The organism is Enterobacter sp. NFIX59 (genome assembly GCF_900113755.1).
GTDB lineage: Bacteria > Pseudomonadota > Gammaproteobacteria > Enterobacterales > Enterobacteriaceae > Enterobacter > Enterobacter pseudoroggenkampii.
Window position 1 is genome coordinate 594,895 of record NZ_FOQN01000001.1, and the last position, 11,422, is coordinate 606,316.

Sequence of the window (11,422 nt, forward strand, 5' to 3'; positions counted from 1 at the left end):
TATAGGGAACACCGGCAATGTACATATGGTTACACGCCGATACCAATCACTCACGGAAACCTCGAATTTACAGGGATATAGTTATTTCAACGGCCCCGCAGTGGGGTTAAATGAAAAACCAAATTCGAGGGTATGAGAATGAATAAAGTATTAGCTCTGGTTGTTGCCGCTGCTATGGGTCTGTCTTCTGCTGCATTTGCTGCTGACACTACCGCAACTGCTGCACCGGCTGCCGCACCTGCTGCAACCACCACCGCTGCCCCAGCAAAAGCGGTTCACCATAAGAAACATCACAAAGCTGCAGCGAAAAAAGAAGCCGCTGCACCTGCAACCGCAGCACCAACCGAGCAGAAAGCTCAGGCTGCCAAAAAGCACCACCACAAAAAAGCCGCTAAACCGGCTGTAGAGCAAAAAGCTCAGGCTGCTAAAAAGCATCACCACAAAAAAGCCGCTAAACCGGCTGTAGAGCAGAAAGCTCAGGCTGCTAAAAAGCATCACAAAAAAGCAGTAAAACACGAAGCTGCTAAACCAGCTGCACAGCCAGCTGCGTAAGAGTACAAGCTAAACCGTGCCCTTCGGGGCACGTTGGTAAACCGGCGCCGAACCGGAACAGGTTCCGCGCCGTTTTTTTTATCCGGAGGGCGTATGCTGCGACGCTATCGGTTTGAGCTGATTCTGATCCTGCTTATTTTATGCGCGCTCATCGCCAGCCATTTTTATCTTTCCTGATTGTAGCACGCTGATTTTGCTCCCACTTTAGCGCTGTCCCGTCTATAGTATTTTCATAGGGTTCACTTTTAATAATCATAATTACCCCCACCAGAGTGTGATATGCGTAAATCTGTTGTGTTGTTACTGGGAACGTTTGGTCTTTTTTCTGGATTTTCACATGCGGATGATGGCGGTGATGACACCATTAGCGCGAAAGAGCTAAAGACGCTTTTTTTCGGTCATGACGATCGCACGCGCGTCGCCGATCCCACTCAGGCTCCCTGGGATGCTATAGGTCAACTGGAAACCGCCAGCGGTAACTTATGTACTGCGACGTTGATCACCCCACAGCTTGCCCTGACGGCAGGCCATTGTCTGTTAACGCCGCCAAACGGCAAGCCGGATAAAGCGGTTGCCCTGCGGTTTGTGTCGCAAAAAGGGACCTGGCGCTATGAAATCCACGGCATTGAAGGTCGGGTTGATCCCTCTCTTGGCAAACGCTTGAAACCGGATGGTGACGGCTGGATCGTGCCGCCGGGGGCTGCCTCATGGGACTTTGGCCTGATCGTTTTACGCTACCCGCCTTCAGGCATTACGCCACTGCCGTTATTTGAGGGCGACAAAGCCGCACTCACCGCCGCGCTGAAAGCCACTGACCGGAAGGTGACGCAATCGGGCTATCCTGTCGATCATCTGGATACGCTTTATACGCATACCGACTGTATTGTGACGGGCTGGGCGCAAACCAGCGTGCTCTCCCATCAGTGCGATACGTTACCGGGCGATAGCGGCTCACCGCTGATGCTGAAAACAGATAACGGCTGGCAGCTGATCGGTGTGCAGAGCTCTGCCCCGGCGGCGAAAGATCGCTGGCGCGCCGATAACCGGGCCTTGTCCGTGACCGGTTTTCGCGACAAGCTGGAAGCGCTGGCGCAGCAGTAAATCAGCAGCGTCTGACCTTACGTAACGCTCTGATTGACTCAATCGGCATCGGCTGGCTGAACCAAAAACCCTGCAGTTGATCGCAGCCAGCCAGCCGCAGCAGTTTCATTTGCTTCTCGGTTTCCACCCCTTCTGCCACCACCGCCATGCCCAGCGCATTGGCAATCCGCACCGTGCCGCTCACCAGCGCGGCCGCCTGTTCATCGTGGTCCACCAGCCCGGCCAGGGATTTATCGATCTTGATGGTGTCGAAGTTAAAACGCCGCAAATAGCCAATGCTGGAATAGCCGGTACCAAAATCATCCAGCGCCACCGCGGTGCCCAGCGCTTTAAGATTGGCTATCGCCATGCGGGCACGCTCCGGGTTTTCCAGCACGTAGGACTCCGTGACCTCAAGCTGCAGTCGGTGGGCCGGGAAACGGGTGGTCTCCAGCACGCTGGCCACTTTTTCTTCAAAGGCGGGATCGCGAAATTGCGCGGGGGAGATATTTACGGAGAGCTTTAAGTCGCCGTGCGGCTGCAGATCCTGGCAGGCCCGCTGCAACACAAACTGGCCCAGCTTGTAAATCAGACCGCTGGTCTCCGCGATGGTGATAAAAATATCCGGCCCAAGCGGCCCGTCCGGACGACGCGGCCAGCGGACCAGCGCCTCGACGCTGCTCATTGTCTGGCTGTGGGCGTCAATAATCGGCTGATACCAGACCTCAAACTCATCGCGTGCCAGACCGTCACGAATCTGATTTTCAATCGCCAGCTTGCGTTCCCGGACGCTGTTCAACTCCGCATCATAGTGGGTAATACGCCCTTTCCCGCTCATTTTGGCGTGATACATGGCAATATCGGCGCGGCGAAACAGTTCTGAGCTGTTGCATTCAGTCAGGGTTCCGCTGGCGATACCGATACTGGCCCCGATATGGATGGTGCGTTCCCCCAGTTGAACCGGGGTGGTGAGAAAATCCAGCACCGAAACGGCAAAGGCGGTAGCCTGCACCTCTGCATCATCACCGCCGATGGTCATGGCAAATTCATCCCCGCCCATCCGCGCCAGCATCCCGCCCGGCGGCACGCGTTCACTCAGCGTTTTCGCAATCGCCACGATGAGATCGTCCCCCACGCTGTGACCATAGATATCATTCACATCCTTAAAACCATCGAGATCGATAAACACCACGCTTTTGACGTCGGTATCACCGCGTAAACGCACCCGATCCAGCGCCTCGATGAGCGCACGCCGGTTAGGCAAGTGGCTTAGCCAGTCCGTTCTGGCAACCAGACGCGCCTGGCTTTCCCCTCGCGCAAGCTTGTACAGCCCCACGCTGCTCACCAGAATAAAGAGCAGGATGAGGGCCGACGCCAGCACCACAATCTGCCTGATATCAGAAGATGCCGCCTGGGCGGCCTGCGCCCCCGGAAGCCGCGCCTGCCAGTTAAGATAGCCCAGCAGCTCCCCAGCCGAACTGCGCAGCGGCATACTCAGCTCGTTAATTTTTTCCGGCGTAAAGTGAAGGTTATCGATCTGAAAGGTTGCTCCCAGGTCGGATAAGATTCTGGCGTTCAGATGACGGGTGATCACCAGATAGCGGCGTGTTCCGTCGGTAACCTGTAATCTTCCGACCATCGGGCGAATCAATCCAATGCCCACAAAAGCGACGCCGCTGCGTGTTTTGCTGATCCCGGCATAGATATTTTTATCGCTTGATAAGTCGCGCGCGTGCTGAGCAATAAGGGCTTTCAGCCCCTTACCAAAAAAATCGAGATTCGTCTCCTGAAAGGGCTGACTTTTAAACGATCCCCAGATGACATTGAAATGCTCATCCAGCACGAAGGTCCCGTCATAGAGGTTATTGATTTTAAAGCCAGCACCCCAGGTGTTATACAACCAGTCCGTATCGAGCGTGGGACGGTAGGCCTCCCGCACCGCATCGTCCCAGACGGCGTTATCCAGCACCAGCGAGGAGACGCGATTAACCGAGGTCTGAATAGCCCCCTGCACGGAAAGCGCCGTACGGTGTTCATCAATTTCGTTGGTTTTGGTGCTGATAAGATGCAGGGAAAGATAGAGCAGTGCGACGATGGAGATGATTAAGCCGATCCCCGCCATGAAGACCATGGCAAACAACGTTCTCGCATTGGGAATATTGCGCCAGCTTAATGTGCGATACATCAGCCATCCTCTTCATGTTTTGCTTTTCTAAGCGTAATACAGGCAGCGAATTTCGCTGCCTGTAAATCATGGTTTGAGGTCTGTCAGGCGAGTTTTATCATGATCATGCCGGCAAGCAGCAAGATGAGCCCCATCCAGCCCTTGTTATTTAAACGCTGGCCGAAGAGCACCCAGCCTGCGGCCAGCGTGGCGGCGATACCAAAACCACCCCACAGCGCATAGGCCACCGAAAGATCGATCCCTTTTACCGCCTGGGACAGGGCGCTGAACGCCCCGAGAACCGCGGCAATCGACATCAGGCCGTAGAGTTTACGGCGAAAACCATCAGAGAATTTCAGCAGAACGTTCGCCAGGATTTCCAGCACAATGGCGAGCCCCAGCCAGGCCGCATGAACCCATTCAAACTGTTGCATGGTTCTGCTCCTTCTGCTGTTTGCCAGGTTTTCGGGTACCGGATTTAATCAGCACAATACCCGCGACCAGCGTCGTTAACCCGGCGACCTTCATTGGTGTTAATGTTTCGTCAAATATCAGCACGCTGAAAAGCGTAATCAACAAAATACCGATTCCTTCCCACAGTGCATACGCGACGCCCAGCGCAATTTTTTTCACCGCAAACGAGAGGAAAATATAAGAAAGCGAAATCATCACCAGCATCAAAATAAAACCGGTGTTGCCATCGCTGATGCTTGCCCACTTCATAGACAGCGTGCCGGTAATTTCAGCGATAATTGCCAGCGCTAATAGGATCCAGTAAAACATGTTTTTCTCCTGCTTGAGAATATAATCCATCGTGGCCCGCTGCGTGCAGCAAACCAAAAAATACGAATTGAAATCAGACAGCTAAGCGCTTAGCGCCAGCTCAGGCAGAAGAGATGACTATAGTGCGGTGCGCCAGTGTTGCTCACCAGAAAGCAGGCAGAAGGAGGTGGAGTATACAGCGGTATTGTTTGAAGAGTACGTCCTGAACATATTGTCCATAAAATTACAATTATCCGCGTTGTTGCTTCTCGTCTTTGCGGATGAAAATTGTCCTCGGTAGTTAAACACACCAAATTTGTACCATAAGCCAGGATTTTACTCAAAGTCTTTGCAATTCTTTACCCATCCCGTTTGATTTTGGTTAGTTTATTGCAATGCCGTTCACCTTTATTATAAATAAAAAGATTTTTCCGGAGTCACCATGGCTAAACCCATCATTACCCTGAACGGGTTAAAAATTGTCATCATGCTGGGCATGCTGGTGATCATATTGACAGGCGTTCGTTTTGCCGCCGACATTATTGTGCCTTTTATTCTGTCCCTGTTTGTTGCAGTGATCCTTAATCCACTGGTACAGCGCATGACGCGGCTACGCATTCCGCGCGTGCTGGCCATCACGCTGCTTATCAGCATCATTATTGTGGCGATGGTCTTGCTGGTGGCGTATCTGGGGACCTCGCTAAACGAACTGGCGCGAACGCTGCCAAAATACCGCTCTTCGCTGGCGATACCGCTGCTGCAGCTTGAACCCTGGCTGCAGCGCGCGGGTATCGAAGTCTCGGTTGAGGAACTCCTGAAATATATCGACCCCAATGCGGCCATGACGATCGTTACCAGCCTGCTGGCACAGCTTTCCAATGCCATGACATCCATTTTCCTGCTGTTTTTAACGGTGGTGTTCATGCTGCTGGAGGTACCGCAGCTGCCGGCAAAACTGCAGCAGATGATGGTCCGTCCGGTTGAAGGGATGGGGGCGATTCAACGCGCGCTGGACAGCGTCTCCCGCTATCTGGTGCTGAAAACCGCCATTAGTCTGGTCACGGGCGGTGTCGTCTGGGTGATGCTTCTGGCGCTGGACGTTCGCTTTGCGTTTGTCTGGGGGTTGCTGGCATTTGCGCTTAACTACATTCCCAACATCGGCTCCGTGCTGGCGGCGATCCCCCCTATCCTTCAGGTGCTGGTTTTCAGCGGGCTTTATGACGCGCTGATCCTGCTGGCCGGATACCTGGTCATCAATCTGGTGTTCGGTAATATTCTTGAGCCACGCATGATGGGGCGAGGGCTGGGACTTTCCACGCTGGTGGTCTTTTTGTCCCTGATATTCTGGGGCTGGCTGCTCGGGCCCGTTGGGATGCTGCTCTCCGTCCCGCTGACCATCATCGTCAAGATTGGCCTGGAACAGACGGCGGGCGGGCAAAGTATCGCCGTGCTGCTGAGCGATATGAGCCATCAGTAGCGTTCAGTCCGCCATCGACAGGAGGGGCTTGCGGGTCCTTCCACCTTCGCGATACGTACCGATCGCTCTCTGCCATTCCGCCAGTGGATACACCGTGACGTCGCTGTACCCACTGTTGGGCAAATTAAGCCAGATGCGGTCAAACTCGGCGCGCCACGCCTCAGCGCTGAGCGCATCCAGACCGTTTCGGATATGGAACCACGCCACGCGCGGCACGGGCCGTTGCTGTCTGAAGGTTTGCCCGGAGAGTAGGCCGTAGCAAACAAACATGCCCTGCTCGGGCATCACGCTGAGGATCGCTTCCGCAAGCGGCCCGCCGGTGGCATCGTAGACGATATCGCTGCGGGCGGCGACGGTGCCAATTCTGTTTGCGTCATGCTGCGCGACGGGAATGATGCCCATCGCCTCCAGCCGTTCAGCATGCACGGCAGAACGGTGAATGCCATACACCGCTTCCGCCCCCGCCTGACGCGCCCACTGCCCCAGCAGGATGGCGCAATCCGACCCGGCAGCCGTGAGCAGCACCCGCTTTCCACGAGGCGGGTAGCGGGTCAGCATCATCTGCGCCGCCAGCGGGTTGATGTAGGCCCGCGCGGCCAGGTGCGAGTCGACAACGTCCGGAATGGGTATCGCATACTCTGCCGGGCAATCAACATAGCGCTGCCAGGTGCCCTGACCGCGCAGCGGCAGGACGCGCTTACCCACCAGATGCTTAAACGAGGCGGGCGCCTCGGTGACAACGCCGACACCTTCATACCCCGCGACGGCAGGTAACGGGGTTCTGTGACGGTAGGCGCCGGTAATGGGAATGAGATCGGACGCGTTCACCGGAGAAAACAGCATTCGCACGCGGAGATGACCCGGTGTAAGCGCCCCCAGCGGCGCGGTTTCAGGTTGCAGAACGGTTTCTGGCTCGCCAAAACGGCGATACCAGAGGGCCAGGTTTTCCATTACGATCTCACGGCTGCTAGCGGAACTACTCGCGCCAGCCCATTGCCGGTGCGACATGTTTGAGAATAGACTCAATCACGTGCGCATTATAATCCACACCCAGTTGGTTCGGTACGGTCAGTAAAAGCGTGTCCGCCTCGGCAATCGCCTCGTCCTTTTTCAGCTGTTCAACCAGCTTGTCCGGCTCCGCGGCATAGCTGCGCCCGAAGATGGCGCGCGTTTTCTCATCAAGATACCCCACGCTATCGCTGTCGTTGCGGCTGGCACCGAAATACATCCGGTCGCGGTCGTCCATCAGCGCAAAAATACTGCGGCTGACCGACACCCGCGGCTCGCGCGTATGCCCTGCCTCTTTCCAGGCCTGACGGTAAGCCCGAATCTGTTTTGCCTGCTGAATATGGAACGGCTCACCGGTTTCATCGTCCTTCAGGGTTGAGCTTTGCAGGTTCATTCCCAGCGTTGCCGCCCATACGGCCGTCGCATTTGAACCGGCGCCCCACCAGATACGCTCGCGCAGCCCTTCAGAATACGGCTCCAGGCGCAGCAGCCCCGGCGGATTCGGGAACATTGGCTGCGGGTTCGGTTTGGCAAACCCTTCCCCGCGCAGCACCTCAAGCAGCACCTCGGTATGACGACGCGCCATATCCGACTCGTTTTCCCCTTCCTGCGGGACATAGCCGAAATGACGCCAGCCATCGATGACCTGCTCCGGCGAGCCACGGCTGATGCCAAGCTGCAGGCGACCGCCGGAAATCAGATCCGCCGCGCCCGCATCTTCGGCCATGTACATCGGATTTTCATAGCGCATATCGATCACGCCGGTACCGATTTCGATGGTCTTCGTTTTTGCGCCAATGGCGGCCAGCAGAGGGAACGGCGAGCTAAGCTGTCGGGCAAAGTGGTGCACGCGGAAATACGCGCCGTCTGCCCCCAGCTCTTCAGCCGCCACGGCTAAATCGATGGACTGCAGCAGCGTGTCTGCCGCCGAGCGCGTGCCGGACTGCGGTGAAGGCGTCCAGTGACCAAAGGATAAAAACCCGATCTTTTTCATAACCATGTGTCCTGATAATGCGTTGCGTTCTGTCCACTTTACGCATTACCCGGTAAGAATAAATGCCGTTTATTTAACGGAATGATTCAAATAAATTGACAGAATTGAGCGGGGCGTCATTACGCGCCATAATGGGATATAATATCCCCCACTTTTTTCATGGCAGGTAAAACCGGCAATGGCTCTGATCCCTAAAAACTACGCGCGGCTGGAAAGCGGTTATCGCGAAAAAGCATTAAAAATCTATCCATGGGTGTGTGGACGCTGCTCGCGCGAGTTTGTCTATTCCAATCTGCGTGAACTCACGGTTCACCATATCGATCACGACCATACCAATAACCCGGAAGATGGCAGCAACTGGGAGCTGTTGTGCCTGTTTTGCCACGATCACGAGCATTCGAAATACACCGAAGCGGATCAGTACGGCACCACCGTGGTCGCAGGGGAAGACGCGCAAAAAGACGTGGGCGTCGCCACGTTTAACCCGTTTGCCGATTTAAAAGCGATGATGGATAAGAAGAAGTAATCCTCTTCCCCTCGCTCACATCGTGCTCTGCGAATTTAAAATGTCCAGGTGATAGCGGCGGTTGCAGACCCCTCGTTGCGCCGCATCACGATCGGGCTGTTATTCGCACGATCGCTAAGCCAGGTATAGTCCGCGCTCAGGACCGTCCCCCAGTGAGCATCGAACTGATGGCTCCAGGTCAGGCTGGTATCGACGCCATAAAATCCACCCGGCGCTGAATAGCGGCGATATCCAGTGCGGCGACTCTGCTGCTCGCTGACCCCATACCACGTATTCAGATAACGGCTGTCGCCAAACAGGGCCGCAGACTGCAAGGCGACCGTGTCCTGGTTATTTTGTAAAGGGATTAGCGTCACGGAGGCCTGATAGCTTACCCCCTGGCTGTCCGTTAACGGCAGCGTCGCTTTGCCTTCCATACTCAGCCATGGCTCGGTCTGCCAGCCTACGGCAAGGCCGGTATTCAGGGTGGCATCAATGTCCCCCATCCCTTTCAGATTGTTTGCCCCCTCACGCCAGCCAGAATTTTTCTCAGCCCTTCCAAAGTCGTAGCCCAGCGTGTGTTCGAAATACCAACCGCTGTCATTTTGCAGGTCATATCCCACCCCTTTTTGCGCATCAATAAAGAAAGCGCCTTTACGACCCTGCAGCACCGGAACCACCTGCCACACCTGCTTGTCTGAGCCTGAGTAACGCGGGGCATACTGCCCTCCCAGCCCGACGGTTAAGGAATCGGACGCGGTGCCATCATCCGCCTGCACGCCAGACGTCACGACCATCAGAAGCGGGACGGACATATACAGGACTTTTTTTATCGCTATCATACTGCTCTCCATACAGACGCTGGCGTCTCCTGATTCAGGGGCGACCACACAATGTTGGCGCAGTATGATTTGGCTGAATCAATGAATCGTCGGGATAGTGTTAAGAAATGGTCAAGGTGAACGGATGTTGTCCAGAAGAGTGCTGATTATTGAAGATGACGCCGATGCGGCTGGCGTGCTCGAAGCCTATTTACGGCGTGAAAATTACGACGTGACCATTACCGGGGACGGTCTTTCCGGCCTGGATATGGCGCAGCGGTGGAAGCCCGACCTCATTCTGCTGGACGTAATGCTGCCGGGGCTTAACGGCACCGAGGTGCTGGCGGGCCTGCGTCGTAAAAGCGATGTGCCGGTGATTATGGTTACGGCCATGGGGGATACTCCCGATCGCATTGGCGCCCTGCGTTACGGTGCCGATGATTACGTTGTGAAGCCTTATCATCCGGGCGAAGTGGTGGCGCGGGTGCAGGCGGTGCTGCGGCGCAGCAGTAAAAAAGAGACAGACGAAGCGATCCTTCGCTGGCAAACGCTGGAGGTGGATGTCGCCGCCATTGTGGCGAGCGTGGATAACGGCGACGACGCCCCCGTGATGCTCGATCTTACGCCAACGGAATTCTCGCTTCTGGCAACGCTGCTGCGTTCTCCTGCGCACCCGTTCTCCCGCCAGTATTTACTGGAACACTGCTTGCCGGAAAGCGAGGCGCTGGAGCGCGTGGTGGACACCCATATTTATAACCTGCGTAAAAAACTCGAAGCGGCGGGTATTTCCGGCGTGCTGATCAACGTTCGCGGCGTGGGTTACAGGTTCAGACAGCCATGATAAAAAACCGACACGCCTCTCTGTGGCGCTGGATTTGCGCACGCATTTTAGCGCTGGCCATCGGCAGCGTGATCGTCATTGCCACCTGCATGTGGTTGCGCTATGCGGTACAAAACTACTGGATCATGGGCAAGATGCCGCCAGCGGTCCGGCAGGAGTTTCTTACGCTCAGCCAGAACCCGCAGGCCAATCCGGCCCGCTTCCACACGATTGTGGACACATGGTGGGGCCTGAGCTATTCCACGCCGTCTATCGCCTCAGCCGACTGGGTCACGGTAGCCCTGCTGGTGCTGGTAATGATCCCGTTTATTGTGGTAATGGGGCTAAAACACGCCCGCCCGCTGGCGCTACAGTTCAGCCGACTTCGCGATGCGGCAAAGGATGTCGCCGAAGGTCAGTTTGGCCGTCAGGCAGAGCTGATCAAAGATGCACCGGCAGAAATGGTCAGCTTTGCGACCGACTTTAACTCTATGACGGGACAACTTGCCCGCTATGAGAAAGAGCTCCGCGCCTCGCACGTCGCGATGGCGCATGAGCTGCGCTCGCCCCTGACGGCCGCCATCGGGCGTCTGCAGGGCATGTTAGACGGCGTGTTTGATGCCAGCCCGGCGCAGCTGGGCATGGTGATGAAACAGCTCCAGCACCTCAACCGCCTCACCGATGAACTCCACCTTCTCTCTTTGGCAGACGCGGGTAACCTTGTGCTGGAGGACCAGCCGTTCTGTCTGGATGAGCTGATTCAGGAGCGGGCTGCCTGGATCATGCCCCAGGCGGATGCGCATCATTTCAGGATAACGCTGCGTAACCCGCACACCAGCCCCTTCCGGGGCGATGCGTTCCGTATGGGGCAGGTCGTTACCATCCTCATGGAAAATGCGCTACGTTACGGACGCGAAGGCGGTCACCTTGAGGTGGCACTGCATTACGCCAGCGGGCATTACATCCTCGAATTCACCGATGACGGGCCGGGCGTGTCGCCCCAGTTCTTACCGGAAATGTTTAAACGCTTTAGCCGCGAGGAGCAGTCCCGCGCGCGGCATTCCGGCGGCAGCGGCCTTGGTTTGTCCATTGCCCGGGCGATTTGCCAGGCGCATGGGGGTGAGATTAGCGCGTCATTACCGGAAACCGGCGGCCTCGCGGTGCGCATTTTGTTGCCCTGGCATCCCTCCGATAATGAAAATCGCCACTCTTGATAAAGCCTTGACAGAACATCGAATC

12 protein-coding genes are annotated in these 11,422 nt (G+C 55.9%); 6 read left to right on the plus strand and 6 right to left on the minus strand.

Features of this window, described 5'->3' with window-relative positions; all coding sequences use genetic code 11:
- The first annotated feature begins 138 nt into the window (after nt 1-138).
- The gene (gene asr / locus BM007_RS02805; RefSeq protein ID WP_032651095.1) at nt 139-552 is read left to right on the plus strand and encodes an acid resistance repetitive basic protein Asr; all 414 of its coding nucleotides are present in this window, start codon (nt 139-141) and stop codon (nt 550-552) included.
- Between the two features lie 279 nt (nt 553-831).
- Nucleotides 832-1,653: a trypsin-like serine peptidase gene (locus BM007_RS02815; RefSeq protein WP_090417202.1), complete on the plus strand. Its 822-nt coding sequence runs from the start codon at nt 832-834 to the stop codon at nt 1,651-1,653.
- A gap of 1 nt (nt 1,654) precedes the next feature.
- Here BM007_RS02815 and BM007_RS02820 read toward each other — a convergent pair whose 3' ends face one another.
- The 3 genes from BM007_RS02820 to mdtJ all read right to left on the minus strand — a co-directional run bounded on the left by BM007_RS02820 (nt 1,655) and on the right by mdtJ (nt 4,579).
- Nucleotides 1,655-3,817 (minus strand): bifunctional diguanylate cyclase/phosphodiesterase, encoded by a 2,163-nt coding sequence (locus BM007_RS02820; protein ID WP_090417204.1) that lies wholly within the window; start codon nt 3,815-3,817, stop codon nt 1,655-1,657.
- A gap of 83 nt (nt 3,818-3,900) precedes the next feature.
- Nucleotides 3,901-4,230 carry a multidrug/spermidine efflux SMR transporter subunit MdtI gene (gene mdtI, locus BM007_RS02825; protein WP_024909144.1) on the minus strand — a complete coding sequence of 110 codons (330 nt, stop codon included), beginning with the start codon at nt 4,228-4,230 and terminating at the stop codon, nt 3,901-3,903.
- Nucleotides 4,217-4,579: a multidrug/spermidine efflux SMR transporter subunit MdtJ gene (gene mdtJ / locus BM007_RS02830; RefSeq protein ID WP_024909145.1), complete on the minus strand. Its 363-nt coding sequence runs from the start codon at nt 4,577-4,579 to the stop codon at nt 4,217-4,219. Before mdtJ ends, mdtI begins: the two co-directional genes overlap by 14 nt.
- Before the next feature lie 421 nt (nt 4,580-5,000).
- Between mdtJ and BM007_RS02840 the strand changes: the two genes are divergently transcribed.
- Nucleotides 5,001-6,035, plus strand: coding sequence for an AI-2E family transporter (locus BM007_RS02840; protein ID WP_024909146.1), 1,035 nt, complete (start codon nt 5,001-5,003; stop codon nt 6,033-6,035).
- Nucleotides 6,036-6,038: 3 nt separating this feature from the next.
- Here the strand turns inward: BM007_RS02840 and BM007_RS02845 are convergent, their stop codons facing one another.
- The gene (locus tag BM007_RS02845) at nt 6,039-6,986 is read right to left on the minus strand and encodes a zinc-dependent alcohol dehydrogenase family protein (protein ID WP_090417206.1); all 948 of its coding nucleotides are present in this window, start codon (nt 6,984-6,986) and stop codon (nt 6,039-6,041) included.
- A 25-nt stretch (nt 6,987-7,011) separates the two neighbouring features.
- Nucleotides 7,012-8,037, minus strand: a complete 1,026-nt coding sequence (locus BM007_RS02850) for an LLM class flavin-dependent oxidoreductase (RefSeq protein ID WP_048991174.1) — start codon at nt 8,035-8,037, stop codon at nt 7,012-7,014.
- Between the two features lie 178 nt (nt 8,038-8,215).
- Here BM007_RS02850 and yajD point away from each other — a divergent pair, with 178 nt between their 5' ends.
- A complete protein-coding gene (gene yajD, locus BM007_RS02855; protein WP_003857471.1) occupies nt 8,216-8,563 on the plus strand; it encodes an HNH nuclease YajD in 348 nt (115 codons plus the stop codon).
- A 35-nt stretch (nt 8,564-8,598) separates the two neighbouring features.
- Here yajD and BM007_RS02860 read toward each other — a convergent pair whose 3' ends face one another.
- Nucleotides 8,599-9,384: a MipA/OmpV family protein gene (locus BM007_RS02860; RefSeq protein WP_061715379.1), complete on the minus strand. Its 786-nt coding sequence runs from the start codon at nt 9,382-9,384 to the stop codon at nt 8,599-8,601.
- A gap of 124 nt (nt 9,385-9,508) precedes the next feature.
- Here BM007_RS02860 and BM007_RS02865 point away from each other — a divergent pair, with 124 nt between their 5' ends.
- Both BM007_RS02865 and BM007_RS02870 read left to right on the plus strand, forming a co-directional pair.
- Nucleotides 9,509-10,204, plus strand: coding sequence for a response regulator (locus BM007_RS02865; RefSeq protein ID WP_048991176.1), 696 nt, complete (start codon nt 9,509-9,511; stop codon nt 10,202-10,204).
- A complete protein-coding gene (locus BM007_RS02870) occupies nt 10,201-11,397 on the plus strand; it encodes a sensor histidine kinase (RefSeq protein WP_061715380.1) in 1,197 nt (398 codons plus the stop codon). The genes BM007_RS02865 and BM007_RS02870 overlap by 4 nt, the downstream gene beginning before the upstream one ends.
- Nucleotides 11,398-11,422: the final 25 nt, after the last annotated feature.